This is a genomic window from Rossellomorea sp. LJF3, assembly GCF_037046045.1.
In the GTDB taxonomy this organism is placed as follows: domain Bacteria; phylum Bacillota; class Bacilli; order Bacillales; family Bacillaceae_B; genus Rossellomorea.
Map to the genome: position 1 here is coordinate 56,462 of NZ_JBANLY010000013.1, position 26,503 is coordinate 82,964.

Annotated in this window: 26 protein-coding genes and 1 other RNA gene; 7 read left to right on the forward strand and 20 right to left on the reverse strand. The window is 43.3% G+C overall.

The features are described 5' to 3' along the window. Window positions 1-6: 6 nt before the first annotated feature. Window positions 7-3,618 carry a dynamin family protein gene (locus V8G47_RS13450; protein ID WP_336200563.1) on the reverse strand — a complete coding sequence of 1,204 codons (3,612 nt, stop codon included), beginning with the start codon at window positions 3,616-3,618 and terminating at the stop codon, window positions 7-9. Window positions 3,619-3,725: 107 nt separating this feature from the next. Between V8G47_RS13450 and V8G47_RS13455 the strand changes: the two genes are divergently transcribed. Continuing rightward, complete coding sequence (locus V8G47_RS13455) at window positions 3,726-3,911, forward strand: hypothetical protein (protein WP_336200564.1); 186 nt, start codon at window positions 3,726-3,728, stop codon at window positions 3,909-3,911. 163 nt (window positions 3,912-4,074) lie between these two features. Here V8G47_RS13455 and V8G47_RS13460 read toward each other — a convergent pair whose 3' ends face one another. Next, window positions 4,075-4,608 carry an isoprenylcysteine carboxyl methyltransferase family protein gene (locus V8G47_RS13460; RefSeq protein WP_336200565.1) on the reverse strand — a complete coding sequence of 178 codons (534 nt, stop codon included), beginning with the start codon at window positions 4,606-4,608 and terminating at the stop codon, window positions 4,075-4,077. A 32-nt stretch (window positions 4,609-4,640) separates the two neighbouring features. Further along, window positions 4,641-5,711, reverse strand: a complete 1,071-nt coding sequence (locus V8G47_RS13465; RefSeq protein ID WP_336200566.1) for a type III polyketide synthase — start codon at window positions 5,709-5,711, stop codon at window positions 4,641-4,643. A gap of 195 nt (window positions 5,712-5,906) precedes the next feature. Here V8G47_RS13465 and V8G47_RS13470 point away from each other — a divergent pair, with 195 nt between their 5' ends. After that, window positions 5,907-6,356, forward strand: coding sequence for a chemotaxis protein CheX (locus tag V8G47_RS13470; RefSeq protein ID WP_336200567.1), 450 nt, complete (start codon window positions 5,907-5,909; stop codon window positions 6,354-6,356). Between the two features lie 52 nt (window positions 6,357-6,408). Here V8G47_RS13470 and V8G47_RS13475 read toward each other — a convergent pair whose 3' ends face one another. Further along, window positions 6,409-7,179 carry an SDR family NAD(P)-dependent oxidoreductase gene (locus tag V8G47_RS13475; RefSeq protein ID WP_336200607.1) on the reverse strand — a complete coding sequence of 257 codons (771 nt, stop codon included), beginning with the start codon at window positions 7,177-7,179 and terminating at the stop codon, window positions 6,409-6,411. Between the two features lie 64 nt (window positions 7,180-7,243). Further along, complete coding sequence (locus tag V8G47_RS13480; RefSeq protein ID WP_336200568.1) at window positions 7,244-7,378, reverse strand: hypothetical protein; 135 nt, start codon at window positions 7,376-7,378, stop codon at window positions 7,244-7,246. 372 nt (window positions 7,379-7,750) lie between these two features. On the opposite strand from V8G47_RS13480, the gene V8G47_RS13485 reads away from it, so the two are divergent. Both V8G47_RS13485 and V8G47_RS13490 read left to right on the forward strand, forming a co-directional pair. Next, window positions 7,751-8,227 (forward strand): cytochrome c oxidase subunit II, encoded by a 477-nt coding sequence (locus V8G47_RS13485; protein ID WP_159362151.1) that lies wholly within the window; start codon window positions 7,751-7,753, stop codon window positions 8,225-8,227. Then, window positions 8,228-9,874 (forward strand): b(o/a)3-type cytochrome-c oxidase subunit 1, encoded by a 1,647-nt coding sequence (locus V8G47_RS13490; protein WP_336200569.1) that lies wholly within the window; start codon window positions 8,228-8,230, stop codon window positions 9,872-9,874. It abuts the gene before it with no gap. Between the two features lie 170 nt (window positions 9,875-10,044). Here V8G47_RS13490 and V8G47_RS13495 read toward each other — a convergent pair whose 3' ends face one another. The 11 genes from V8G47_RS13495 to V8G47_RS13545 form a co-directional block, all read right to left on the reverse strand. Further along, window positions 10,045-10,512: a GyrI-like domain-containing protein gene (locus V8G47_RS13495; protein WP_336200570.1), complete on the reverse strand. Its 468-nt coding sequence runs from the start codon at window positions 10,510-10,512 to the stop codon at window positions 10,045-10,047. Between the two features lie 18 nt (window positions 10,513-10,530). Beyond that, on the reverse strand, window positions 10,531-12,045 hold the full coding sequence (locus tag V8G47_RS13500) for a carboxypeptidase M32 (protein ID WP_336200571.1): 1,515 nt from the start codon (window positions 12,043-12,045) through the stop codon (window positions 10,531-10,533). Between the two features lie 112 nt (window positions 12,046-12,157). Continuing rightward, window positions 12,158-14,083, reverse strand: coding sequence for an ATP-dependent DNA helicase (locus V8G47_RS13505; RefSeq protein WP_336200572.1), 1,926 nt, complete (start codon window positions 14,081-14,083; stop codon window positions 12,158-12,160). 193 nt (window positions 14,084-14,276) lie between these two features. Beyond that, window positions 14,277-14,450: a hypothetical protein gene (locus V8G47_RS13510; protein ID WP_336200573.1), complete on the reverse strand. Its 174-nt coding sequence runs from the start codon at window positions 14,448-14,450 to the stop codon at window positions 14,277-14,279. Window positions 14,451-14,547: 97 nt separating this feature from the next. Continuing rightward, entirely contained in the window at window positions 14,548-15,684 is a 1,137-nt protein-coding gene (locus V8G47_RS13515; RefSeq protein ID WP_336200574.1) for a THUMP domain-containing class I SAM-dependent RNA methyltransferase, read from the reverse strand. Between the two features lie 152 nt (window positions 15,685-15,836). Continuing rightward, window positions 15,837-16,221: RNase P RNA component class B (gene rnpB / locus V8G47_RS13520), an RNA gene on the reverse strand. Window positions 16,222-16,281: 60 nt separating this feature from the next. Then, complete coding sequence (gene gpsB, locus V8G47_RS13525; protein WP_034758475.1) at window positions 16,282-16,593, reverse strand: cell division regulator GpsB; 312 nt, start codon at window positions 16,591-16,593, stop codon at window positions 16,282-16,284. Window positions 16,594-16,710: 117 nt separating this feature from the next. Then, window positions 16,711-17,268 carry a DUF1273 domain-containing protein gene (locus V8G47_RS13530; protein ID WP_336200575.1) on the reverse strand — a complete coding sequence of 186 codons (558 nt, stop codon included), beginning with the start codon at window positions 17,266-17,268 and terminating at the stop codon, window positions 16,711-16,713. 249 nt (window positions 17,269-17,517) lie between these two features. Beyond that, window positions 17,518-17,829: a CotD family spore coat protein gene (locus V8G47_RS13535; RefSeq protein WP_079534565.1), complete on the reverse strand. Its 312-nt coding sequence runs from the start codon at window positions 17,827-17,829 to the stop codon at window positions 17,518-17,520. A gap of 309 nt (window positions 17,830-18,138) precedes the next feature. Then, on the reverse strand, window positions 18,139-19,431 hold the full coding sequence (locus V8G47_RS13540) for a ribonuclease H-like domain-containing protein (protein WP_336200576.1): 1,293 nt from the start codon (window positions 19,429-19,431) through the stop codon (window positions 18,139-18,141). A gap of 22 nt (window positions 19,432-19,453) precedes the next feature. After that, window positions 19,454-21,718 (reverse strand): DEAD/DEAH box helicase, encoded by a 2,265-nt coding sequence (locus tag V8G47_RS13545; protein WP_336200577.1) that lies wholly within the window; start codon window positions 21,716-21,718, stop codon window positions 19,454-19,456. Between the two features lie 211 nt (window positions 21,719-21,929). Between V8G47_RS13545 and V8G47_RS13550 the strand changes: the two genes are divergently transcribed. Then, window positions 21,930-22,379, forward strand: coding sequence for an Hsp20/alpha crystallin family protein (locus V8G47_RS13550; protein WP_336200578.1), 450 nt, complete (start codon window positions 21,930-21,932; stop codon window positions 22,377-22,379). A gap of 38 nt (window positions 22,380-22,417) precedes the next feature. On the opposite strand, the gene V8G47_RS13555 is transcribed toward V8G47_RS13550, so the two are convergent. Next, complete coding sequence (locus V8G47_RS13555) at window positions 22,418-22,915, reverse strand: YppG family protein (RefSeq protein WP_336200579.1); 498 nt, start codon at window positions 22,913-22,915, stop codon at window positions 22,418-22,420. Between the two features lie 211 nt (window positions 22,916-23,126). Between V8G47_RS13555 and yppF the strand changes: the two genes are divergently transcribed. Beyond that, entirely contained in the window at window positions 23,127-23,309 is a 183-nt protein-coding gene (gene yppF / locus V8G47_RS13560) for a YppF family protein (protein WP_336200580.1), read from the forward strand. 27 nt (window positions 23,310-23,336) lie between these two features. Here yppF and V8G47_RS13565 read toward each other — a convergent pair whose 3' ends face one another. The 3 genes from V8G47_RS13565 to V8G47_RS13575 all read right to left on the reverse strand — a co-directional run bounded on the left by V8G47_RS13565 (window position 23,337) and on the right by V8G47_RS13575 (window position 25,765). Further along, complete coding sequence (locus V8G47_RS13565) at window positions 23,337-23,693, reverse strand: YppE family protein (protein ID WP_336200581.1); 357 nt, start codon at window positions 23,691-23,693, stop codon at window positions 23,337-23,339. Between the two features lie 70 nt (window positions 23,694-23,763). After that, a complete protein-coding gene (locus tag V8G47_RS13570; protein ID WP_336200582.1) occupies window positions 23,764-23,997 on the reverse strand; it encodes a hypothetical protein in 234 nt (77 codons plus the stop codon). A 730-nt stretch (window positions 23,998-24,727) separates the two neighbouring features. Beyond that, complete coding sequence (locus V8G47_RS13575; RefSeq protein ID WP_336200583.1) at window positions 24,728-25,765, reverse strand: DUF2515 family protein; 1,038 nt, start codon at window positions 25,763-25,765, stop codon at window positions 24,728-24,730. Between the two features lie 115 nt (window positions 25,766-25,880). On the opposite strand from V8G47_RS13575, the gene recU reads away from it, so the two are divergent. After that, the gene (gene recU / locus V8G47_RS13580) at window positions 25,881-26,489 is read left to right on the forward strand and encodes a Holliday junction resolvase RecU (RefSeq protein ID WP_336200584.1); all 609 of its coding nucleotides are present in this window, start codon (window positions 25,881-25,883) and stop codon (window positions 26,487-26,489) included. Window positions 26,490-26,503: the final 14 nt, after the last annotated feature.

A 26,503-nucleotide genomic window follows, 5' to 3' on the forward strand; every position in this document is an offset into this window, starting at 1 on the left:
TTATCGTTACGCCTGCTCGAGACGTATTAGATCCCGTTTCAGCTGATCCAGGTCCTGAACGGTCTCGAGGGCTTCAAGATAGGAGGTAATCTGATCGGTCACCTGACTTAGCAGCTCTTCTTTGAGCAACTTGAATTCCTCTTCCAGATAGGTTTGCCCCCAGCTTTCCAACCTTGACCGTTCCTGTGCCAGGTAACTGTCTGCAGGTTCTTGAAGCAATGCTTCCAATTTTTCCTGCACCACTTTCTTTCCGCCTTTTTCAAAGAATTGCTTTGGATTCTTGAATGTGGAGAAAGCTTCTTCGAATGGTCGCAGTTCCGTTTGGTTAAAAGCGCTCTCAAATTCGATGCTCGTTTCGTTTTTATTATCCATTGGTGACAGGACCAGATCATGTTCCACCCGCTGGATTTTTTCTTCCAGGGCAACCCATTGATCTCGGAGCTGCTTCTGAATGAACTGCTGAATCCGCAGGGAGGTTGCCCTCATCTCCTGAGCCAGATCAAACCCGATACTTGATAAAAATTCCTTTAACCCTTCACGGATGGCTTGGGATTGGGATGGATATTGAAGAAATAACCCGGAATGAAATGCTTCCTTATAGAAGTCCGGCACCCTGAAAAACACTCTTTGTTTTACATAGTGCACGAGCTCCTTGGATTCCTGCAACATCTCCACTGTAAGGGGCTCTCGGGATACCCCGTCAATAAGGGATACAACCTCGGACTTCCGCTCCAGAAGCTCCCTCTTCCTTGATTGTTTATACGTCTTTTCACTTGAAGCTGAGTGGAGATATTGTTGAAAACGCTTCAGCCCTCTCTCCGACTCACCAAGTGCCGACTCGATACTCATGCTCACTAATTCATTCTGGATGAAGGTTTGAAATTCCTTCTTGAATACTTCCATCCCCGATTGATGTGATGCGGATTCTTTAAGTGCCTGAAGAGATGATACACCGAAAATCCTTGGGAATCGAATTCCATATTGAATCAATTGGTCTTCCACATACTCAATGACTTCATTTTTTTCTTTTTCATCACTTGCGAGGTCGATGGCATTGACGACAAAAAACATTTTATCTAATTCGAAGGTGTCTTTCACTCGGCCCAATTGTATAAGGAATTCCCTGTCTGCCTTGGCAAAAGCATGATTATAATAGGTCACAAAAAGAATCGCATCGGCATTCTTGATATATTCAAAAGCAACACCGGTATGGCGGGCATTGATGGAATCGGCACCGGGTGTATCGACGAGGGTGATCCCCTGTCTTGTTATATCACAATCGAAATAGAGATCGATGGACTCCACAAAGCAAGCTTTCGTCTCATCGGCTACATATCCTTTATATTCTTCAAGATCGACCTTCCTCCTACTGCCGAGGGTGTCCTTAAATGAAGGATACCCTGTTAGAAAGGCTTGAAGGAAAGAAAGATGTACATTTTCTTTACCGCTTCCTTCAGTCGATAAATCAGGTATCATTTCCGCGGCTTCGTCCAGGGAAGATGCATTCCGATTAAAGAACGACAGGGAATGATTAATGTCTGTCATTAGCTGTTCACCTGTTTTGATGTGTACATGGGCCGTTTCATGCTCACACTCTTCCGATACCGGATTGATCCTGTTGATGGAGGCGGTGGTGGGATTCGGGCTCACAGGGAGTACTTTTCTTCCTAACAGGGCATTGGCAAACGATGACTTCCCGGCACTGAATGCACCGAATAATGCGATGGTAAAGGATTGATTCGAAAGGCGCTCTCTCTTGCCGTCCAATAGATGTGCCATCTTGGTAAACCCCTTGTACTTCCTGAACACATTTGCCATCGTTTCTAACCGTTGAATCGCTTCTTCTTTTGACGAGAGCTGCTCCCTGGTGTCCGGGGATTGATTTACGTCGCGTTGATGTGCCGTGTCATCTTTACGATCCAGAACCATGTCGGAAGCAAGTGTATAGGTTTCTTCTCTCTCTTTCCATTTCACGGTCCATTCTGAAATAATCGTCTCCGCACGTTTTGGATCAACTTCAGCTTTATTCAATCTTCTGATTTGAGCGTCCTTCTCTTCATTGAGTGAATTCCATTGATAAATGATGCCTGTTTTTTTCTGAAGCTCTTCCAGTTCTTCTTCCATGCCATCATGCTCTTCCGGCGATGAGTTTTCAATTTCGGTTATCAGTCCTTCGATCAACCCGTTCGTTTCATTTCTTGCTCTCCTTTTCAACTCCTCAGAAAGATCATCACAGTATTGGAGAACATAATCACTCGAGACTCCTGCCCCCTGTTTAATTAAATCCACAAGGAAGTGATCGTCCACTTCAAGGTTCAATCGGTCCCATTCCAATCGTTGATCCGATGAAGGAATATATTCTTTCACGATATTTTTACCAAGTGTCTTTAAGTGCCATTCGAGTTGAGATTCGATCCGGGAGTTGATATCCTCTTTGAAACTTTGAAGTCTCAGTGCTTTTTCTTCTTCTGTCTTTTGCTTAGAGAACAGGAAGCCGACTTTGAAGTCCTGTTGTCTGCTTTCCAGGAAGTCCTTTGCTAATTCTCTTGTTTCAAAAGGCATTAAATAGGCATTCTTGAGTATTTCCCTTCGCTCTACTTCGAATTGATCTTTTATGGAGGTGACATTATTTTTTGCCAGTGTATCGACGAGCTTTCTTTCTTTTAGAAGGATGGAATCTTTCTTTTCCCATTCTTTGTCCGTTAGGATATCCAGGGCTTTATCCTCAAGTTTTTCAAGCCCTTCCTCATACCATTTCTCATGTTCAGATCGCAATTGTGAAATAGCCGAGACTGCCGAATCTTCGATCAGTTCATCCTTCTTTTTGACCTGGCCATCAATCAATGCTTCCAATTTTACAAGATCATTGTAAGGATGGTCAGGATTTTTTAAACTTGTAAAAAATGTGCCATCGGGTACTACACCCCAAGAGCCGAATGAATTCTTGACGCTTTCCTGGAACTCGGTGAAAGACAATTCTTCCTCCTGATGCTTATCGATCTGGTTCACAATAAGATACAATTTGACACCATGGCGCACCATTTCTTTGGTGAACTCAAAATTCACCTGTGATTGGACATGGTTATAATCCATTACATAGAATACTGCGTCGGCAAGGTGGATCGCCGATTCCGTAGACAGCCTGTGGGCATCGTCCGTACTGTCAACTCCCGGGGTATCCAAAACGGAAACCCCTTCAGGCACGTCACTTCTCTTCCGTCCAATTTCTACAGAGTATACGTCTTCCCCGTTTTTACAAAAATCCTTAATGGTTTCAAAATCATACGGTGCCTTAAAATAGAGAGGCTGGGATTGATGATAATGAATCTTCGCAAAGTCCGTTTGGGCGTGATGCACCTTCACCAGATTCGCACTGGTTGGAATCGGACTGGATGGCAGGATGTCTTCACCCATCAACCGGTTGATCATCGTGGACTTGCCAGCGGAAAAGTGGCCGCAAAAAGCAAGGATCAATTCATGATTGTTCAACTTTTCGGCAAGCCGTTCCACTTTGGAAGCCCTCTCCCCATCCCCGTTCTGGAGAAAGATGTCGTAGTAAGCCGTAAGTTGTTTTAACGTATTATGTAAATGGGTACTCTTATGTTCAATCTGACTCATAGTCTAATCTAATTCCTTTCTGCACTTAAGAAGAATGATAACGTTTTTATTTTATCGTATTTGAATCAAATTCTCTATGAAATCATACCGGAAAGGGTGATCTGAGAATGATAACATTATATGCGATGGATTGGATGAAGGGAAAAGACAAAATAAAAAAGCCTCTTCCGAAGAAGAAGGCCCTGTTTATCGTGTTGTTTCGGTTGCGATTAAGTTTGAGTGAACAAAAGATTTCGAGTTCGACTGGTATGAAGATATGTTCTTCCGTTGTGCCGGATTCTTCATTACATTAGATAAAACATACTTCATCGTGAAGCCATACGCTACTACAGTAAACAATATCAAAAACCATACCATTCTTGTCCCCACCCTTTTGTAAAGATACTTGTACTTGAGAATAATTTTCATCTTCAATTAGAATCTTATCAAAGTTGATAATCATTTTCAATAAGAAAATCATTTTTCTTTTTTGAATAGGGGCATCCATCCCCTCGTATTGAGATGGACCTTCTCATACTCCGTCTCCTCCTTCAGGGCGTGTTCCTCGAGTGGGATTCGGATAGAAAGTATGAATTGATTTAATAATGCAAAGATGAAAAGTGTCCAATAGGCTTGAAATAACAATGGAACAATCAGAAACTCAAGGGTTACAATCAAATAGTTCGGATGCTTCAAGTGTTTATAGGGACCTTTGGCTATGACTTCTGCCTGGGGGAGGACGATGATCTTAGTGTTCCAATACTTCCCGAGCGAAGCGATCGACCAGATCCTCCCGAGCTGAGTCAGGATAAAACCACCAAGCAATAACGGCCAAAAGTGATTGACCCCCGAGTGAAAGACCCCTCCCTCAATGAGCAGGGAAATGAAAAACGCAATATGGATGCCGACCATCAGCTTATAATGCGCCTGCCCGTATTCTTTGGCGCCACGCTCCTTCATCCACTTTTCATTCGATCTTGCAATATAAAGTTCCACCAGTCTTTGAATCATCAACACAGAGAAAAACAATACAAAATATAGCATCATTCCCACCTCATCAACAAAAGCTCCGAACTGAACCCCGGTCCCAAAGCAGTGCCAAGACCGATCTCCCCCCGTTCACAGCCCTTCTCCATAAACTCCTTGAGGACATAAAGAATCGTGACAGAGGACATGTTCCCATATTTCTTCAATACCCTCATCGATTCAGTTGTCATACTTTCATCCATTCCCAAAGCATCCCTGTAAGCCTCAATCACTTTCTTTCCACCGGGGTGGGCCACAAAATGCTTAATGTCCCGGATCCCGACCCCGTTCGCTTCAATGAATCCCTCTACATTCGGACGCAGCCAATTTTCCACCAATGTCGGAATGTCCTTGGAAAATACAACATATAATCCATTTTCCTTTACTTCCCATCCCATGACATCCAATGAGTCCTGGAGCAGCGTCGACTGAGTGGCAAAGATCCTTGGCAAAGGATGATCGACGCCTTCTAATGCCGGGCTGTCATCTCCGCAGACAAGGGCACATGCCACACCATCAGCGAAAAGGGATGTCCCGATCAAATTGCTCTTTGATCGATCTCCGTGTTGAAAAGTCAAAGAACACAGTTCGATTGAAAGAACAAGAACATTTGCCTTTGGAAAGGCCAAGCAGTACTCATACGCCCTTGATAATCCTGCCGCCCCCCCTGCACATCCCAAACCCCAAATCGGAATTCGTTTGATATGGGGAGAGAATGGGAGCCGGTTCATGATCCGGGCTTCCAGACTCGGGGTTGATAGACCCGATGTTGATATTGTGATGATGGCATCGACATCTCCCATTGAGAGCCTATGACGGGAAAGGCTCTTATGGATCACTCTACTTCCCAATTCTACGGCATGGTGGATGAATTCATCGTTTTTTTCCTGAAAGGTATGCTCCTTGGAAAACCACTCCAGATCCTTCACGAAGTAACGGCTTTCTATTTCACCGTTTTGAAACACATTTATGAGACGTCCTATATCTTTAAAACTCGAAGAAAACAGTTGCTTTGCAAATTCTGCGGCTTCATTTTGCGTGATTTTAACTGACGGGATCTCAGTGTCCACTGAGAGTATTTTCGGCATGCATGACCACTCCTTACACTTCCATATAAGGATAGCTTTTCCACAAGGGCATAAATCATGTATGGAGTGTTGTTTTAGTTTATTTATAAATCCTCTCAAAAATAGTCCTTTAGTATGAATGGAACGCGAAAATATCATCCTTTACTCCTAGTTCATATGATATGATTATAGTGACAAAATACTGGAGGATACGACATGATTTTAACTAAAAGTGTCACCGATATACTTAATAGTTCAGTAGAAGCGATTAAAGGAGTCATCCCTTTGAGTGTTACTGTTTTAAAACCCTCAATGCTGACAGAGCCGTTCAGTCAGCATAAAATCGGTGTACTCATCGGGTTCACGGGTGACGTAAGAGGAAGAATGATCATAGATGGAGAAGAAGAGAGCTTTCAAGGTTTGGGAGCATCCATGTTTGGAATGCCCCTGGAAGGTGAAATGCTTGAGTCATTCGCAGGCGAGCTTGGTAATATGATTGCAGGGAATCTTGCTACTCTCCTGGCACAAGCGGGTCATTCACTCGACATTACACCACCGACCGTGATTGTGGGGCAATCGAAAATGTATGGCTTTGACAAAGCTTTGAAACTACCGATTTCCATTGAAAATGCGGGTGACTTTTTAGTGATACTGATGATGGAATAGCAAATAGATAAAAGGCTAACCTTCAGCGAAAGGTTAGCCTTTTATCCTGGATTCAAAAGCCGTTGATCGTCATTCCTCCGTCTACAAAGAGGGTTTGTCCGGTAATATAGTTTGAGGCATCCGATGAAAGAAATACCGCCGGGCCTACCAATTCCTCGAGCTCACCGATTCTTTTCAAAGGAGTCACCGACAATATATCATTTACATACTCTTCGTTTTGTAAAAGTTCCTTCGTTAAAGGTGTCTTGAAATACCATGGACCGATACTGTTAACATTGATATTGTATTTCCCCCATTCCATGGCCAATACTTTCGTCATTTGAATCATGGCTGCTTTCGTGGAAGCATATACGACCCCGGTCCTGAGGGCAACGTGGCCGGCGACGGAGGCAATGTTTATGATTTTCCCCCGTCCCCTCTCTTTCATATGCCTTCCCACTTCCTGGCTCATCATAAAGGCTGATTTCAAGTTCGTATCCATGATTTTCTGCCATTCATCATCCGTTACCGAAAGCGCTGCCGAACGTATATTCATCCCTGCATTATTGATCAGGATATCGATGGACAAGCCATGGTTTTCTATGTAGGTGATCACCCTGTTTATGTCGTCACGTGATGTCACATCTGTCGGGAGGATATGAGCCTTCCTTCCAAGCTTCTCGATTACACCTGCCGTTTCTTCTAAATCATCCCTGGTTCTTGACAACAGGACTACATCGGATCCAGATTCCGCTAATCCAATACTGAGAGCCCGTCCAATTCCCCTGCCTGCACCTGTGACAACGGCCAATTTACCTTTTAATGAAAATGAAGGAACAAACAAATTCCCCACCGCCTTCTCTGTTATTTGAATCTTCTTTATTTTAGCACAGCATGTTTTTAAAGTCTTAACGGTGATCTTTTTTCCCTTGCTGATGATGGACCTCGATGTGTATCTTCGCTTCGACCGGCACCTGGCATTGAGGACACATCATCTTGTCAGAAAAGATTTGACAGCACTGTTTACAATAATACTTTTCCATTTGATCGTCACCTTCCTCTTCATTCTTACACTTTATGCATCAGTTCACGAGAATGAACACGCCCGATTGCCTATTTTTCAATCATTTCACATTTATTTCACAAATCACCCCTATAGGTGTGACATTTATCACAGATTCAAATAGGTGTACCCGCTTATGATTGATATATCAAATCAGCAAATAGTTAATGGAAGGAATGAGTGGAATGGGAAAACCGGAATTACATCAAAAAACGGAAGTCAAAATCAAGGAACCCACCTCATTAAAAGGTACATTTACTTCGGTTTTATTTTTAGGAGGTTTTCTAGTCCTAACATGGCTTGGGGTATTCCTGTTATTTCTTAATCGTTTTTAATTTAAGGAGTGATTTATATGCATATGCATCGCTATGAGAAATGGTGGTTAACGCTTGGAACAGGGTCTCTTATCTTATTTTTAATCATATTGGGAATCAGTGCTTTTCACCAGGGGCATCAGCCTCCAAGTGCAAAGGCATACGTCAATCCGGAGCAGGTGGACAAAATAGCTCCGTTTAACGAACCCGGACTTAAAAAAGTGGAAGGAAAGGCTTGGGATTATGAATTGGTATTTGTGGCCTCCGCTTTTCTTTATACCCCTGGGGAAATTGAGATCCCTAAAGGATCGACACTGAAAATCACGGCTACAACCAAGGATGTTGTCCATGGGTTTGAAGTGGCAGGAACCAATATCAATATGATGCTTGAACCTGGATTTGTCAGTGAATACACTACAACGCTCGACAAGGCTGGAGAGTTCCTCATTGTATGTAATGAATATTGTGGTGTCGGTCATCACACGATGAAATCTATGCTAAGGGTGGTGGACTAGATGAAACCATTTGTAAGAATTGATAAAAAGGATGCTACATTGGCCATGGCCCATATTTACGTGGGATTTGCTGCTCTGGCATTAGGTGGGCTCGCTGGCCTGTTACAGGTTTTGGTCCGCTCAGGCAGATTCACTTTGCCTGCAGGTATCGGTTATTATCAAGTATTGACTGTTCACGGGGTATTACTCGGATTGGTACTGACGACATTCTTTATTCTCGGATTCCAGCATGCGGCGATTTCCCGAACGTCAGGGACCTACTCTGGAAAATCCCGCTTTATGGGGTGGCTGGGATTCTGGGTCATGCTTCTTGGAACGATCATGGCAGCAGTCATGATCCTATTAAATGAAGCTACGGTCCTTTATACATTTTATGCTCCCCTCAAGGCCCATTGGATCTTTTATTTAGGATTGACCTTCGTGGTGGTGGGCAGCTGGCTCGGCGGAGCAGGGATGATCATGAAATATATGAGCTGGAGAAAAGAACATCCTGGACAACCGAGCCCTTTGCTAACTTTCATGAGCATCATCAACACCGTCTTATGGATCGTGGCCACCATCGGGGTTGCAGGGACTGTATTATTTCAACTCCTGCCATGGTCCCTTGGTCTGGTGGACAGGGTCGACGTTCTTGTCAGCCGTACCTTGTTCTGGTATTTCGGTCACCCACTCGTCTATTTCTGGCTGCTGCCTGCTTATATGGCATGGTATGTAATCATTCCGAAAATCATCGGAGGGAAAATTTTTTCAGATTCATTGGCACGACTATCCTTTATCCTTTTCCTTCTATTCTCGATACCGGTCGGATTTCACCATCAACTAGTGGAGCCTGGCATTGATGCCTATTGGAAGTTCCTGCAGGTGACCCTGACGTTCATGGTAGTCATCCCTTCCCTGATGACAGCATTTTCTTTGTTCGCTACATTTGAAATGTACGGGAGAAGCAAAGGGGCTACGGGATTATTCGGATGGTTCAAGAAGCTGCCATGGGGTGACGCCCGCTTTACAGTGCCGTTCATCGGAATGGTTGCTTTCATCCCTGCAGGAGCAGGCGGATTGATCAATGCATCCAATCAAATGAATCAGGTGGTTCATAATACGATTTGGGTCACCGGTCACTTTCATTTAACACTGGCCACATCTGTCGTCTTGACCTTCTTTGGGATTGCTTATTGGCTTGTCCCTCATCTGACGGGACGTGTCTTAACGAAAGCAATGAACAAATTGGCCATCGTGCAGGCTATTGTATGGGCGGTCGGAATGAGCATCATGTCTGGCGCCATGCATGCGGTTGGATTACTGGGTGCACCAAGAAGATCTTCATACTCCACTTATGGGGATGCACCGCAGGCACTGGATTGGATCCCCTACCAAATCGCACAGGCGATCGGAGGCACGATTCTTTTCATGGGTATCATTCTCGTTCTATACATCTTTATCAATCTGGCTTTCTTCGCTCCCAAGGGAGAGGAGGAATTTCCTGTCGGTGAAACGGCTGATACAGCCGAAAGGACACCGATGGCACTCGAGAACTGGCGGATCTGGTTAACCATCCTGGCCGCTCTCATCCTCGTCGCCTACACCGTCCCATTCATCGACATGATCCAAAACGCCCCACCCGCATCCAAAGGATATAAAATGTGGTAAAAAGAAAAGCGGAGGCGGCTTGGGCAGGCCCGACAAGCATAAGACGAACCAACCGGAAAGGCGCTCTTTGCCTTTTTGGGTGGTTTGACTTATGACCTCGAGGGCCTAGCCGCCGGAGCTAGACAATCAGCCAAAAAGAAGAGGCTGCTTCAAATGAAGCAGCCTCCTTTCTATTTCTGTTTAATTGGGACAAACAACTCTAATTTCCTGTTATCTTCCGTTTCGTTGATTTCACGGTCCTGAGATAGGTACTTCTCGACACTCAGTCTGGAGTAGTCTTTTTCATACCCATTCTCTTTAATCCAATTAAAGATGGCGAAATAGGCTTGTTCCACTTCCGTCGACAGCCCTTCATAAAGGGCATGTGCATATTCACCTGCAGGAAGTGACAATTCCACCAAGCCCGGTGGCAGCTTCTCCACACGATCAACTTCAACGGTACAATAATACGTAAAATCAGTCGCCCTATCATGGAATGGTGCGTATATGCATTCATCTCCATTTATATGGTGAATGGATGGGATCATCTGCTGAAACTTCGTGAATAGTCTCGGGATCTCGGACCCTCTTCCATATGGACCTGTCCAGACTATTCCAACAAGCAATTTATCCTCTAGTGATGCTACATTAATATCCATGATTCTTGCCTCCAATAGTTAATTTAAGGAATATACCTTTGAATACTTCTCCGTTAAATAATCGGCCAAGTATTGGGCATTGAGCCCTTCTCCAGTCACTTCCCTGATGATTTCAAGCGGTTTTTTCATCTTGCCCCATTGATGAACATGCTCGGTCAACCATTCTCTAACGGGAGCAAGATCCCCTTTTTCCAGGAGCTCTTCATACTGGGGAATATCTTCTACCATCGCACGCTTTAACTGTGCAGCATACATATACCCGAGCGCGTATGACGGAAAGTAACCAAAGCTTCCACCGGCCCAATGGACATCCTGGAGGACACCTTCTCCATTATGGGAAGGACGGATACCTAAGTACTCTTCATATTTCTGATTCCAGATTTCAGGAAGATCCTTCACTTCAATCTCATCATTGAACAATCCTTTTTCAATTTCATAACGGATGATGATATGCAGGGCATATGTTAATTCATCTGCTTCGATCCGGATCAACGAAGGCTTCGATTCATTGATTGCTCTGTAGAAATCATTTAATTCAACAGAATCAAACTGTCCCGTCGAATAATCCTTCAATAACGCATAATTTTGCTTCCAGAAAGAATGGTCCCTGCCCACAAAATTTTCATAAAACAGGGATTGAGACTCATGGATACCCATGGATGTGCCCGTGCATAGGGGTGTGCCCATCAAATCCTTTGAAATGTTCTGTTCATACAGGGCATGTCCACCCTCGTGGATCGTTCCAAAGACGGCTGTTCTCCAATCCTTTTCGTCATATTTAGTTGTTACCCTTACATCACCAGGGTTCAAACCAATCGCGAACGGATGGACCGTTTCATCCAATCTTCCTGAATTGAAATCATACCCCATTTGTTCAAGAATTTTCAAACTGAAATCCTTTTGACGTTCCTTGGGAAAGTGTTCAAAAAGGAAATCGGTTTTTGGCTTATTTTTCGATTTTGAAATTTTATGTACAAGTGGGACGATTTGATCACGAAGATCCCCAAATACCTTATCCAATACCTCTACCGTCACGCCCGGCTCATACATATCCAATAATGTATTATATTTATTATCCTCATATCCCCAATAATTAATGAAGCGTTTTGTGAAAGCCACAAGCTTTTCTAAATAAGGCTTGAACATATCAAAATCCGCTTTTTCTTTTGCTTCTTCCCATTTACCTTCCGCTTTCGACTGTAATACCACGTATTCCCTGTATTCAGAGGCGGGAATCTTTTTATTTCGATCGTACTCTTTTTGACACTCTTCTATTAGTTTTTGTGTCATAGGATCCAGTTGGTCCATCTGTGGAGATAGTTTCGCTAAGTAAGCGGCCATTTCATTGGAAGTGGACATCTCGAACAGCTCTGATGAAAGCATCCCAATCACTTCTGACCGTTGTTCCGTTCCGTTTTTTGGAGCGCCTGTACGCAAATCCCAGAACATCAAACCAAGCGCTTCGTTGTAGGCCGACATTTTTTTTGCATATTCATGAAATTGATCTTTTGTCTCCCGTACTGATTCTTTCATTCAAAAAGCCCCCTTTTTTAACATTCAATCTATTTTATCACATTTTTCTGGCAACTTGGGTCCGGAAAGATTTTTAAAAAACCGCCCATTCAGGCGGTTTCGGTTCACTTTTTTATGCGTTCAACACTTCGATTCCAACGGGCAGGACGGACTCTGCCAATTCTCTATACGGGGTTTCATCATCATTCAACAGAACGTGGATGCTCCCCTTGTCTTCACTTGTCCGAATCAAACGTCCGATTCCCTGTCTTAGACGAAGGATCATGTAAGGGAGATCCACTTCTTCTACGGAATGGGTGGCATGCTTCCGTTTCGCATCAAAGACTGGGTCTCTCGGCGGGAATGGAAGTGAGTAAATGATAACTTGTGAAAGGGAATCCCCCGGCACGTCCAATCCTTCCCATAGGTGATAGGAACATAGGACCGTAGACGTTTCCTGCTGGAACTGTTCCACCGTATCACTGATCTCACGGTCACCTTCATAGATGACACTCCAGTTTTGATCCGCCTGCTGAATCTGATAGGATCTAAAGGCGTTCATCTCCTCCATGGATGTAAAAAGAATCAATGATTTCCCTTGATTACTCTGTAATTTATCCCAAACATATTGATTTTTTGAATTGACACCGGAATCCAATGAGGGAATATGTGCTTTCATCATCTCCTCATATTCATAAGGGGATTCCACTGAAAATTTTTCATATGTCTCAATCCCCAGCGATCGTGACACATATGAAAAGTCCCCATTATAGGAAAGGGTTGCTGAAGAAAAGATAAATGGGATGTTTTGACTGAAAACGTGTTCCTTTAGAATTTCCTCGACTAATCTCGGCATCACCACAAAGGTGTGTTCTTCCTCTGATGTTTCCAGCCAGTAGATTCCTTTTTCATCATCTAAAAACAGTTTCAATGAATACTGAATCTGCTCCAGATATTCTTCCACTACTTTTAACAGGTAATCATCCATCACATACATTTCGCTTTCAAAAACAAGCTCATTCAGCAGGTTCTCGATTTTTTCCGTAAGAGACCTGGCCTGTTGCAAAATCGCCTCTGAGCGCATGATGTACTGCCTGTCGGACCCAGATTCTCCTTTGGATTCTTTCTCAAGAAGCTCGAACCACTTTTCATTGTCGAGCATGATGTCTTCAATGATATAAAGAGTCTCCTCTCTCATATCAGATGAAGACAGCTTTTCTAACAGTCCTTCAAGCGTCTCCATCCTCATCCGGTAGGTCATCGCTTTCTGTGAAGCAAATTCCAACAGATGCCCTTCGTCAAAGACGACTGAGCTTGCTTCCGGAAGGAGCGGCAGCTGACCTTCCCGCTTTCTGCTGTCTTTCGTCCAGATATGTTCCATATAAAAATCATGGGAACAGATGATCAAGTCAGCCGCATTCCGGTAATGCTCACGATGAAGCGTAAGTCCGCAGCGATGACGATAGGCACAGGACATGCAGTCCTGAAGGGAATCCCAGCCTACAGAATTCCACTCTTCATCTGACAAGCCGGCATATTCTTTACGATCTCCGTAATGACTGAAGCTCCTCATAGAGGAATTGTCATGGACGAAGCCAGGTAATTCTTCCCACATATCCTGATAGACATCATTTTGAGAAGCATTTTCTTCTAATTTCTTGATACAAAGATATTGCTCCCTCGATTTGGCAAGACGGACATCTATATCCAGATCCAGGGCATTCTCAAGCTTCTCTATATCCCCTTCTTTTTTGACAATCTGCTCGATGAGGGTTTCATCCGCACAAGCGATGATGGCAGGCTTTCCCGTATACCTTGCATAGGAAAGGGCATATAACAGATACACAAGGGTTTTCCCCGTTCCAACACCTGCTTCTGCAAACATGACCTGCTTATTCTTGTACGCCTGATTTAGTTGAAAGGCCATGAAAACCTGTTCATCCCGCAGGTCAAATCCTTTCTCTGGCAATATATCATAAAAAACATCCCCGACCCAATCGGATAATGCTTCATAGAAGGATTGCTCCTTGGTTAACTCGAATGGTAATTTTCTTCTCATATGAACCTCCTGCGTGACACAATATTTCTAATTTACTAGAATTCTTTCTTATTGAAAAGGTGTAACGGAAATTTTCACCTCAGGGACTTTCTATTATAAGGAAGTACATTCCAAACCAAAAGAAAAGAGACTCTCCATACAAAGGGTGAGTCTACCAGTTGTATGGATGTCTCTAGCTTCGGAGAGAGTGCACTCAGTCGTATATTCTCTTTTTTTTCAATAACTCATATTGAAATGCCTGATCCAGGTTTTTGGATGCTTCATGGAGGTCCAGTTGTACGGCCCCCGATTCTTCACCTGAAATGGAAGAAATAGAGCTTTGTAAGGCTTGATAGATTTTGTGGAAATCGATGAAAGAATGGTCCATCCTCTGTCACTCCTCTAAAAATGATAGAACTATTATACGCAGGAAGTGAAAGGGTTATTCTGAACTTCATCATCTTTTTCCAATAAAACGAATCAGATCACTTTCTTGGGGGGCGCGGCCCGAAGAATTGATAATAGTCTGTCCTTATGAATCCATTGAACAATTTCCGTTTTTTTGTGGCTTGTTTTCCGTAGCATTGTTCAAAGTTTTCATGGGACGTCAGCATGTATACGGACCAGGTATCAAGTTTTTCAAAGGCCTTTCCCATTTCTTGATACATCTTCTCTACTTCTTTCCGTTCACCTAGACGTTCACCGTACGGAGGATTTCCAACGATGATGCCGTATTCTAATTCCGAAGTGAAATCCCGCACTTGCATTTGCTTGAACTTCACCAGGTCTCCAAGTCCTGCTTCTAAAGAATTCTCTTTGGAAATTTCAATCATTCGATGATCGATGTCCGTACCGAGTATTTCAAGGGGCTGATCATAGTTCGCCAAATCCTCGGCTTCCAGACGCGTTTTCTCCCACACATCGCCAGGCATCAACGGCCACTCCTCTGACAGAAATTCACGATTGAAGCCAGGAGCGATATTTTGTCCGATCAGCGCAGCTTCGATGGCAACGGTCCCTGAACCGCAGAATGGATCCACAAAGGGACGATCGGGATTCCAGGTCGTTAATTGTATCAGGGCAGCTGCCAGCGTTTCCTTTAAAGGCGCTTCACCTTGTCCGATTCTATATCCTCGTTTATGGAGACCTTGACCACTCGTATCCAGGGTGATGCTTGCCACGTCTTTGTGGATGGCCACTTCAATCTTGAATAGAGGACCGGTTTCGTCCAGCCATGACGTTCGCTTGTAGGCAGTTCGCAGCCGTTCCACTATCGCTTTTTTCACGATGGCCTGACAATCCGGAACACTGTAAAGTTTTGATTTAACCGACTTCCCCTGCACCGGGAACTCTGCATCTACAGGGAGAAAGTCCTCCCAAGGAAGCTTCTTTGTATTCTCAAATAGTTCGTCAAAGGAATAAGCCTTGAACTCACCGACAAGGATTTTGATTCTATCAGCGGTTCTCAACCACATATTGGCCCGTGCAATGGCCGTTTCATCTCCCTTGAAGATGACCTTTCCATTTTCGACCTGACATTCATACCCCAATTCCTTCACTTCTTTGGCAACAATGGATTCTAAGCCCATCGCCGCGGTTGCGATTAACGTATATGTACTCATCTTTGTCACCCCGTTCATAAATATGCCACTATTACTAGTATGGTCCTGTTTCCTGTAAAATAAAAAGGACTGATACAAAAGAGCAGTGTATTACCTGCATGTATCAGTCACTTGCATTATTTAATCCATATTGCTCTTATCCCGTAACAGTGTTCTGTAAGCCATGTTTTGTTCCGTTGTACTGCAGGCGACTGTTCGTCTCGTACTCGGGTGGTAATCATCTATCTACAAAGGAAATTCCTTTGTCCCTCTCTTCGTTCAATTCCTTTGAGAGGATTCCCCTACCAAATTTGGGTTTCTCGCTCGTGGGGTTTACCTCGTTCCACTCCTGCCATTTCTAACAGGACTTCGTCACTGTGGCACTTTCAAAGTAGTCACACCATATCCGTAAAGGACGTAGGTGTTTTCCCTGCCGTCAGCCCGGGTTGGACTGCCCTAGCTTATGAATTGGCTAGGCACGAACACTACGTGCATCTCAGCACCGTGCGAGCATGGACTTTCCTCTACAACGAATCGTTGCAGCGATTACCCAAACACCATTAAGGATCAGCAATACCTAATTATACGGTAATTATCCCAATAATTCAACTGGAAATATCAGTCGTATAATTTGTTACCAAAAACGTGTTTCTCTAAGTTAGATAAACGCTTTAAAATATCGAAATTCGTGGTTCCTGTCTGTTGAGGCGGAGCAGCTGAACGCTGTTGTTTCAGAGCACCCTCTGCCTGCTTTTTAAGTCGCAGGTTTTCCTGCTGTAAGTCTTCTATCTCCTGGTGAAAGGTTTCATAGTCTTTAATAATCAAATCTAAAAATTTATCCACATCTTCCGGCTTATACCCTCGCATTCCACTTTTGAACTCTTTTTCGAGAATATCCTTTGCCGTTAACTTCACTTTATCTGAGATCATTCTATTCACCTCTATATTTATCACTATCATTTTTTCAAATAACCATCAATTTGTCAATCGTATTTCATACTTCAGTGATTTCATTCCTCTAAAAAGGCCTCGTTAAGTCATGATTCTTCAGTCTGTCTTCCACTGTTCCTCTTCAACAATCCACTGTAAATCATGGAAGCTGATTGCCCTGAGATCAAAAGATGGGTCGGACTGTTTCTTTTTTTTCGCTTCTTCATAGAAATATTTAGGCGAGCCTTCTTTTTCCTCATCGTATAGAATCACACACGAATGGCTTTTGTGTAAAAATAATTGATTCTTGTTGCGAAACTGCTGAGGATTCTTATAAGGATCCTTCGAGATGGTTTCAACAAAATCGGCTTGAGAAAGAATCAGTTCATAGTATTCCTTATTCTGTTCGTTCCAGTTTTCCTCCTGAGAAATAAAAGGGGTCAGCACGGCAAGTTTAAGATCAGCGTAGTCTTCCTGAAGCTCAAATACAACTTCTGCTCCCCAGAGCTCTACGCCAAGCTGTCCGCTGATGAGGACCCATTCCAATCCTTCATCCAGAAGTGATACCAGTTCTTTCTTCAATGCTTGCTTTATGTAATAAACCGCTTTGTCATCCTGCTTGAAAATTCCTAATTCAAAGGATTTATATCCAGTAACGCATGCAACATTCCCCACATGGAAAACCCCTTTAATAAACTTTGGGCACCTTCGATTCTCTTTACTAGCGTACCCAAACCTTCTCACTCTATTGTATCATATTTCACGGATTTCTGAGACGGGGAAATATCCATGACAAAATCTCTCGGCATAAAAAGAAGAGATGCCTACATAAAGACTGCATCCTCCTTAGGAAAGCAAAACAGTGCAGGGCACTGTTTCACTGAATCCAGTCTTTAGAGTCATCCCTCTGATATCATGATGATTTTATCTTCCCATACCGTATGGTCCGAATGGTGGTCTTGGACGAGGTCCGAATCCCGGGCCTCCTGGTCCTACTGGGCCTCCTGGGCCTCCTGGTCCCCCACCACAATTAAACTGCTGGTGAGACACACTGTCTACTTGAGATTGAGTGTGAGGGAAATAATGTTTATGTTGATACATGACATTATTCACATTGGTTGTGTGCGTCGGGTGAATATGAGGCACCTCATAGGTAGTCATGTTGTGATTCACACAACATTTCGTCGGGTGCATAACTGCAGGAAGCACTTGATTAGGTCTTGGTCTACAATACATCGTAACGCTCTCCTTTCATCTCTTAGTGATTACACTTATAGCCTATGAAACGAAGAGGGTACATGTACTAATGCAAATACCTATTTTTAGGAGTTATTTCCGAATACTTACATCAAGCTATATAAACTTTGTGAATAATTGGTAAAAACAAAGGCTGTTAAACCAATGACGACAAAGAACAAAATTAAGATGGCACGGTTCACTTTCATCATTCCTTTTTTCATAAAAAATTTTCAACACAATTAATTATTTTACATCTACTTTAGAAAATTCTCAATATAAAAATAAGAAGATGGAACCACTTTTACACTATATATTTTTCTCTTCGCGCCTCCGGGTAACAAAACCTATATTTTTGTCTATTTTATCCTCGATCCTAGCCTTGCGGTGATTCAGATTCCCTACTATTGTGAGCAGCTTACTTTTTGTTTCCCCCGTATTTTCCGTCAGGGCCAGAAGGCGGTTGCACATTTCCAGAGCCCGCTGTAGGTCCTTTGTTTTGTGCTCATACAATTTGGCCAATTCCAACAGGACAGCTTTCCTTATGGGAACAGGTGCGTTCTCATGGATGCCCTCCCACAACTCAATCGCCTTTTCTTCCTGTTTTTCTTTTTTATATTGAAGGGCAAGCTGGTGTACTGCCTTGAAGTTCGGGCCTCCGTCCTCTTTAATGATTTCCTCGTAGCGTTCCTTGGCTATTTTCCTGTTACCCGTATATTCGAGCCATCTGCCGACTTCGAACCGTTCATGCCCTGTCGCCTTGTCATGGACGTTCAAGAGCTGGAACGTCAGGTGGGTATAAAGCGTGATGAGGGATAAGATATCCAGCTCGTTGTGGGTCATCACCTTCAAGATCCCTTCAGGATCTCTACGCTCGATATAATCGAAATAAATCATCGGTGCAAGGTATCCGGGCACATCATCCACCCTGTTAAACCCAAGGATATTCCGTTCTACGTTCATGAGCTTGACGGAGTCCAATTTATGCTTAAAGAGTCTTCTGGAACCGTGGTAAAGGTCGAAATGCCCAAATCCAGGCAGTTTCGGAACATGATCCTTAATAAGGGTATGCCTTGTCTTGACCTGGGGCCAATCAAAGGCTTTTCCATTGTACGTCACCAGGGTATTATAATCCACATTGCTCAAGAAACTGTGGTATAAAGGGATTTCGCTTCCCGGCTGCGGAAGGAAGTGCTGCGTCACGATCACTTCTTTATCCGTTACCCTTCCATGTCCCAACAGGAAGATGGTATTTCCCACCCCTCCGCCGAGTCCTGTCGTTTCCGTATCGAAAAAAAACATATCTTCATGACTAAGCCCTTTGGAAGACAGTGGATGGTCCCCTTGAAACCCCTGCCATGCATCTACGGCTTTTATAAAATCCTTGAACGTGTAATCCCCATGTTGGTGATGGATGGGATAACGCTTTTCCCTTACCAGGCAGAAATCATCATCAATGTAATACGCAGTCGTTCCATTTTCTTTCCATAGATCCCAAAAGGGCAGATCTGCTGAATGGTCTGCAGGTCGTGCTGCAGGCTCCCCGTCTTCTTCCCGGATAATATGCTTTTTCATTCTTGTTAATTTATTTTTCAATGACATATCGGTTCCCTCCTTCCATTCTTCATTGAAGGAATTGACGAAGAAGTTTCAATGAATCGAGTTTGGCCGAATCCATAGAATGTTCCATCCCGATACAGGACGGACAGCCGCTTTGACATGGGCATCGTTCAATCATGGAAGTCGCCTCATCAAGAATCTTCTCTATCTGTTCATATACCTTTTCACTGAGCCCGATGCCACCCGGATACCGGTCGTAAATAAAGATGGTGGGCAGCTCATTATGGGCAGCCTTGATTTGTGGCACCACGAAAATATCGCTCGGGTCGCACATGACAAATAACGGGATGATCGATTTCAGGCTTTGGGAAGCCCCGATAAGCCCCTCTTCAAGCCTTTCCTGGCTGAAAGAGTCAGCGTCTTTTAATGAAATCCAGCTGGAACTTGTATGGAGCTCCTCTTCAGGTAGATGAATCGGACCTGATCCGATATTTTCATGGGTATCAAATTTAATTTTCTTGAAAATCGTGGCCATCGCTTGAACGGTCACATCCCCGAATGCAACATCGAACATGTCTGATTCTCTCATTTTATCTGTTTCGAGTACCCTTAATTGGACGGCCAGATTGGCGTCGGTAAAATAATCCACGTCCACTTCCCTTACGAATGCCTTCTTTTCTTCCCAGTCCAGCTTCTCCACTTGAAACTGTACACCCTGATGTAAATAGATCGCTTCATCATGAAGTAAAGTCATGGCTGAGAAACGGTCCATTTCCCCAATGACCTTCACGGCTGAAATATCGGTTTGATCGATGATGATGACATTTTCCTGTGACGCCGAACGAAGACTGATGTTATGCGCAGGGAAAACATCGTTCATCCAATACCACTTGTCACCATTTTTATGAACGACCCGCTCTTCTACGAGAAATTCCAGTATATCTTCCATTTCATGACTGCCAAATTGCTCCCCTTCCCTGAAGGGCAACTCATAAGCAGCACACTTGATATGATCGATGAGAATGATTAAATTATCAGGATTGATCCGCGCGGTTTCAGGAGTCTGCTCAAAGAAATAATCCGGATGTTCGATAATGAATTGATCCAGCGGACTCGAGCTCGCCACCATGATGACCAGGGACTCACCATGTCTTCTCCCCGCTCTTCCTGCCTGCTGCCAGGCACTTGCGATCGTGCCGGGATATCCCGTCATGATACATACTTGCAATTGGCCGATATCGACACCCAGTTCAAGGGCATTTGTACTGACAACCCCATATATGTCACCCTGCCTCAAGCCTCTTTCAATTTCTCTTCGCTGGGTGGGAAGATACCCTCCCCGATAGCCCCTGATCGATTTCGCACCTAATTGACTTTTCACCAACTCTTGTAAATAGGTCAGAATGATCTCCACCCGTACTCTACTTCTCGCGAATATGATGGTTTGCACTTTATTTTTCAATAGCTCGCCAGCGATTCTCCTCACCTCGAGGGTTGCACTGCGACGGATATTGAGGGGTTTATTGACGATGGGGGGATTGTAGAAAACGAAATGTTTCTTTGCACTTGGCGCCCCGTTATTGTCGATTAAATTCATTTCCGTTCCTGTCAATTGCTCCGCCAGTTCTTTTGGATTGGCGATCGTTGCCGATGTACAGATGAATACAGGTGAAGCTCCGTAGAATTCACAAATGCGTTTCAGTCTTCTGATCACATTGCTGACATGGGATCCAAACACCCCTCTATATATATGAAGTTCATCGATAATGACGTATTTCAGGTTCTCAAAGAGGGACACCCATTTCGTATGGTGAGGAAGGATCGCCGAATGCAGCATATCAGGATTTGTAATGACGATATGTCCGGCCTTCCTCACCTTTTGCCGGATATTTGCAGCTGTGTCCCCGTCGTATGTATAGCTGTTGATGGAAACCTCGGCCTCTGCGATGATTTCGTTCAGCTCACTCTTCTGGTCCTGGGCTAGTGCCTTCGTAGGGAAGATATACAATGCCCGGGAATCCGGCTGATCCAGAATGGTTTGAAGGACAGGAAGATTGTAGCAAAGCGTCTTACCAGAAGCGGTCGGTGTGACGGCTGTGAAACTTTTCCCTTCCATGGCAAGCTGGAAAGCGGAACTTTGATGGGTATAAAGCCGTTCCACCCCTCTCATGTTCAACGCTTTTTTAATTCTTTCATCTATTTCAGATGGCAAGTCTACCAATTGAGCAGGCTTTTCATCAATGGTATGCCAATGAACAATCTGTTTATTGAAATCAGGATCTTTTTTAAAATATTCGATCAACTGCTGAAGGTTGTTCCTCTTAAACATCTCTATCACCTCTCCTACTCATTTTACCGAATCTATGTTCGAAACTAAAGTAAAAAAACCACCTTTCCATATTCAACCTTTTCCAAAAGGGAATGAGACGAGCGAAAAGACACTCTATCTTTTTTCTTAATGGTTGTATAGGACAAATGCACATTTTAGCAGGTGTGGCATAGGCTAGTATGAATACGTTTCCCGTGAAAGGAGCATACCCATGTCCAAGGATTCAAACAAAGGCGGTTTTGGTGACCTGATGCATTCCATGAATGAATTCTTCCATGAAAGACCGATGAAAGGCATGTTACAAAGTATCGATGAATTCTTCACATCTTCTGCCAACCCATTTGGCTCATTCCCCGTTGAATTGAGTGAAACCGACGATCATTATCTCGTCACTGCGGAACTTCCCGGGGTAAACAGAGAGCAAATACAACTCGATGTGTTTCCTCAATACATCACGATTTCTGTGACCCATAAAGAAATATATTCTGAAGAAAATGAAAAGCACGAGACAATCAGAAGGAAGCAATCAATGAGAAAAAGCAGTAGGACCTTATCATTTCCAAGAACCGTTAACGAAAAGAATGTGAAAGCTTCCTATAAAGATGGTTTATTATCAGTAAAAGTGAACAAGGAATCAGGAAAGCGGATACAAATTGAATAAAAGATAAAGGAGCTGCGTGAATGCAGCTCCTTTTCTCTCTAGAATTTAAATATCCCGCCTAAGCCTTTTACAAGAGATGAAACTTGATTGATGGCACCCATCATCTGTCCAGTCGTATTCATCATTTTGTTGAAATCCAAGGATCCGTCCTGCGACTTAAAGGAGTTCATGATGCCGCTTACCCCGCCTGAAGAAGGTTTCGCCATAAAAGATGCTTTCGGGTATGGATTCGCGTACGACTGCTGTTCCATCGCTTTCATTTGATATGGATTATACTCTTTGTGCTGAAGAGGATTTTCAAAATATGGATTCATTTGCTGAGGCTGATTCATCTGCTGATATTGGTTCATCTGACTCGAGGGTCCTGTATAAGGTCCATCCGGTTGTGGTAAATAATTGGGTTGATAAGGTCCATAAGTCGGCGGTCTCATCCCCTGCGTCGGATAGTTCACCAACGGACCCATTTTCTGAGGCTGTAAATGGTGATATGGGTACGGCTGAAATCGCATCTGTCTCGAATAAGGTGAAGAATTCATACTTAGCCCCCCTACTTTTAGTGGTTACTATATTTTATGTATGAATGGAAAAATGGTGAAAGAACCCATAAAGATTTTTCGACAACCATGAGAATAATGTCGGAAGTTACACTATTCTTACAACTTAAAGAAAGGGTTTTCTGTGATAGGATGAAGGTAGATAAAGAGCTTTGATTATTCATATGAAATATGTGTATTGGGAGGAATCACGATGGACCTTAACGAATTGCTGAAAAGATATGAAAGCAGTAAAATGTATCAAGCAACCGACCAACAAGAACTTCTTACACTGGCCAAAAAACTTTATATTTCGAATGAAATCTCCTTTCATCACTACAAAGGATTAGCGAAGCAGATCAATACAATAGAAGAAAATGCGATTCCCACTCCATAAGAAAGAGGCTGCCAAAACGGCAGCCTCTTATTTTCCTTTCAGTTCATCGAGTTCAGTACCGAGAACGTACGAAACAGATTGGAAGTGACTGATGAACCGGTTGTAACTGGACTCAGGAAAGAAACAATGGACCGATAACATCTCTATATTATCGAAAGTATTGAGAATCTGAGGTAAATGGATGTGCTTAGGCTTAGTTTCTTTGATCCAATTCAGTGACAGGTCTTTCCATCGATCATTCTTTTCTTTCACTTCATCCGCAAACGGCTTCACTTCAGTATAAAAGTCCCCTTTTTCACCTGATTCGCGCCTGATTTTATATTCACTTATCATCTTCTCGGACAGCACGAGAAGCTCTTCCGTAACTTTTATCAATTCTTTCAAAAAAAGCCCTCCATGCAAAATCTAGACAAAAAATAAAAGTAGCACCATGCTACTTTCTTATAACATCAGTTTAAGACGTCTTAAAGGATAATTCAAGTTTTTGTAAGACATAGGACTTTTCTCTATTCTTCATAAGAACCGTTTTAGAACCGGTTTTTCTCTCCATTGAACTTAATTGACTGTCCATTTTCTGTATCTGCTCGGATAGGGTGCCAAGCCCTTCTTGCTCTTCTACTGAGATTCGGTCATGCAGGCTCTGTTCCAACTGATTGAGGCTTTCTTCGATTTCAGCTAACTTTAACATAATATCTTGTTTTGGAAGCATGTGAATCCTCCCACCTTTTTTTTGGATTAATACAGTAATTCTCCGTCCTTTTCCCTTTCCCTCCCCCCCTGACAAAACTAGAAGCGTTTCGCCAAAGAAAGTGCAAATAGGACATTCCTGAAAGGATGTTTCGACACCTCCTGAATAAAAGGAACCAAAACTCAAAATACTATGAGTGGAGGTGTTACTCAATGAAAAATCCAAAAAACAAACAAACCAAACCACAACAAGACGAAACCAAAGCATCAAAAGGCAACCCTAAACTAGAAGGCGAAAACAGACCATCGACATAAGAAAGCGGAGGCGGCTTGATCAGACCCGACAAGCATAAGGCGAACCATCCGGAAAGGCGCCCTTTGCCTTTTTGGATGGTTTGACTTATGACCTCGAGGGTCTAGCCGCTGGAGCTAGACTAAATAAGAAAGCGGAGGGGCTTTGCCCAGAGGCGACAAGCATAAGGCGAGAACACCGGAAAGGCGTTCTTTGCCTTTTTGGTGTTCTTGACTTATGACCTCGAGCCTCTAAGCCCCGGAGCTGGACTAAATAAGAAAGCGGAGGCGGCTTGGTCAGACCCGACAAGCATAAGACGAACCATCCGGAAAGGCGCCCTTTGCCTTTTTGGATGGTTTGACTTATGACCTCGAGGGTCTAGCCGCTGGAGCTGGAATACTCTAATCAGTTCAATTTTCAAAAGAAGATGCGGACAGTTTCAAAATGTCCGCATCTTCTTTTTCTTCCGACTGGGCCATATCCCCTTGAAAAACTTCTTGGCGACTGCCATTTTCTGCAGTTGCCTCTGCTTATGGAAAAACCATTTTGTCATGATGACGTCTACCGGGAGGTCCTGCTTTCTGTACCAGTTCCCCTCAATGATTTTGTCAACGGACCAGTCTTTGTGATGAGCCCAATTATGGGTTATCTTTCCGTATGCCTTTTTAAGAAGAGGTGTATTCGTATCAGGTACTCCAAGGCAATATTTCTCGTAATCCCTCCTGGAACCTGTATGCTCAACTTTTAAAGCAAACCCAAGAAAAAAACGATGGTATTCAGGATGAAATAATAGTTCAAACAAGATGTTACCCAACTTGATTCTATTTTCAACTTTTCTGAAACCATGTACACTCGCCCCATAAAGATCTCCATCTAAAGTCGGAAAAAGTACGGAACTGAAATGCAGGTGATCTTCTATAAAGAAGAGCGACGTGCCAAACACCTTTCTCTTGTAGAGCCCATGCTCGATGACAGGATCCTGGATGAGGTGCTGTTCATTTATGATGAGTGACTGCACCAATCGCCTTTCATCCCTCTCCTCCCAGAACCGGTCCCATTCCTCTTCCATGAAATGCGAAATGTGAAATTCTTGAAAGAAATGAAACATTTTCTTCTTATATAACGTCGAATAATGATAGAGAAGGAGTTGAGGAAAAGCATCCTGAAAGATGCTCCAATTCGCTCTTTCATATGTCATGAACAGAAGATCACATGTCTTATGACTCAAGAGGGCGGGAAAAATCTCCCCCTTCAAATCGGTCATATTCCACCCTGCATTCCTTGATACCATAGAGGCCAGGAACGACCATTTGATCTCGGGATGAAGGAGAAAAAATGCTTGATAAGCTTTTGTGCGCGATATATTATCCTGATTGTATTCATCCACCAGACAATTTACATCGTCAATCCATTCTTTGGTACGTTTAGGTTCAGGTAAGTAGGGTAAAAAGCGATAAGTATTGCTGAATTTTTTCATCTTTCCTATCCCACCTCCCCATCTAGTCCTAGAATGAGGAGATTTGTAAACAATTATTCACACAAAATGGAGTGGTTTCTGTTATGATATAGATTAGTCTGCGAGGTGAATTACCATGAAATTCCATTATCCCAATGGAAAGAAATATGTGGAAGCAACATTACCCTCAAAAAAACCAAAGGCCAAACCGAAACAAGTATCGTACAGCAATAGAGGGATGACACTGGAAGAAGATATCAATGAAACCAATCAATATTATTTAACGTTTCAAAAAGCGGTGATTCACAAAAAACCCACCCCGGTTCAAATTGTGGATGTTCACTATCCTTCAAGGAGTGCCGCTGTCATAAAGGAAGCGTACTTTAAACAGCCGTCAACGACAGACTATAATGGTGTCTTCAAAGGAAGATACATTGACTTTGAAGCGAAGGAAACGAAAAATAAGACGTCTTTCCCCCTTCAAAATTTTCATGAACACCAGATTCTTCACATGGAGTCGGTTCATAAGCAGGAAGGCATCACTTTTGTACTAATAAGGTTCTCCCTCTCAGAAGAGGTATTCCTGCTCCCCTACGAGGCACTGCGTGTATACTGGGACCGCACGGCAGGTGGCGGGAGAAAATCCATCAAGCGGGAGGAAATGGAAGAGAAAGGGTTCTCCATTCCATTGGGACTCCATCCGAGGGTCGATTATTTAAAAATAGTCCATCAGTTATATTTTTAGTTTATGAAAAATGA

Coding starts and splice junctions, on each gene's coding strand:
- V8G47_RS13450 (WP_336200563.1), bottom strand. CDS start 3,618: ATGAGTCAGATTGAACATAAGAGTACCCATTTACATAATACGTTAAAA.
- V8G47_RS13455 (WP_336200564.1), top strand. CDS start 3,726: ATGATAACATTATATGCGATGGATTGGATGAAGGGAAAAGACAAAATA.
- V8G47_RS13460 (WP_336200565.1), bottom strand. CDS start 4,608: ATGATTCAAAGACTGGTGGAACTTTATATTGCAAGATCGAATGAAAAG.
- V8G47_RS13465 (WP_336200566.1), bottom strand. CDS start 5,711: ATGCCGAAAATACTCTCAGTGGACACTGAGATCCCGTCAGTTAAAATC.
- V8G47_RS13470 (WP_336200567.1), top strand. CDS start 5,907: ATGATTTTAACTAAAAGTGTCACCGATATACTTAATAGTTCAGTAGAA.
- V8G47_RS13480 (WP_336200568.1), bottom strand. CDS start 7,378: ATGGAAAAGTATTATTGTAAACAGTGCTGTCAAATCTTTTCTGACAAG.
- V8G47_RS13485 (WP_159362151.1), top strand. CDS start 7,751: ATGCATATGCATCGCTATGAGAAATGGTGGTTAACGCTTGGAACAGGG.
- V8G47_RS13490 (WP_336200569.1), top strand. CDS start 8,228: ATGAAACCATTTGTAAGAATTGATAAAAAGGATGCTACATTGGCCATG.
- V8G47_RS13495 (WP_336200570.1), bottom strand. CDS start 10,512: ATGGATATTAATGTAGCATCACTAGAGGATAAATTGCTTGTTGGAATA.
- V8G47_RS13500 (WP_336200571.1), bottom strand. CDS start 12,045: ATGAAAGAATCAGTACGGGAGACAAAAGATCAATTTCATGAATATGCA.
- V8G47_RS13505 (WP_336200572.1), bottom strand. CDS start 14,083: ATGAGAAGAAAATTACCATTCGAGTTAACCAAGGAGCAATCCTTCTAT.
- V8G47_RS13510 (WP_336200573.1), bottom strand. CDS start 14,450: ATGGACCATTCTTTCATCGATTTCCACAAAATCTATCAAGCCTTACAA.
- V8G47_RS13515 (WP_336200574.1), bottom strand. CDS start 15,684: ATGAGTACATATACGTTAATCGCAACCGCGGCGATGGGCTTAGAATCC.
- gpsB (WP_034758475.1), bottom strand. CDS start 16,593: ATGATCTCAGATAAAGTGAAGTTAACGGCAAAGGATATTCTCGAAAAA.
- V8G47_RS13535 (WP_079534565.1), bottom strand. CDS start 17,829: ATGTATTGTAGACCAAGACCTAATCAAGTGCTTCCTGCAGTTATGCAC.
- V8G47_RS13540 (WP_336200576.1), bottom strand. CDS start 19,431: ATGTCATTGAAAAATAAATTAACAAGAATGAAAAAGCATATTATCCGG.
- V8G47_RS13545 (WP_336200577.1), bottom strand. CDS start 21,718: ATGTTTAAGAGGAACAACCTTCAGCAGTTGATCGAATATTTTAAAAAA.
- V8G47_RS13550 (WP_336200578.1), top strand. CDS start 21,930: ATGTCCAAGGATTCAAACAAAGGCGGTTTTGGTGACCTGATGCATTCC.
- V8G47_RS13555 (WP_336200579.1), bottom strand. CDS start 22,915: ATGAATTCTTCACCTTATTCGAGACAGATGCGATTTCAGCCGTACCCA.
- yppF (WP_336200580.1), top strand. CDS start 23,127: ATGGACCTTAACGAATTGCTGAAAAGATATGAAAGCAGTAAAATGTAT.
- V8G47_RS13570 (WP_336200582.1), bottom strand. CDS start 23,997: ATGTTAAAGTTAGCTGAAATCGAAGAAAGCCTCAATCAGTTGGAACAG.
- V8G47_RS13575 (WP_336200583.1), bottom strand. CDS start 25,765: ATGAAAAAATTCAGCAATACTTATCGCTTTTTACCCTACTTACCTGAA.
- recU (WP_336200584.1), top strand. CDS start 25,881: ATGAAATTCCATTATCCCAATGGAAAGAAATATGTGGAAGCAACATTA.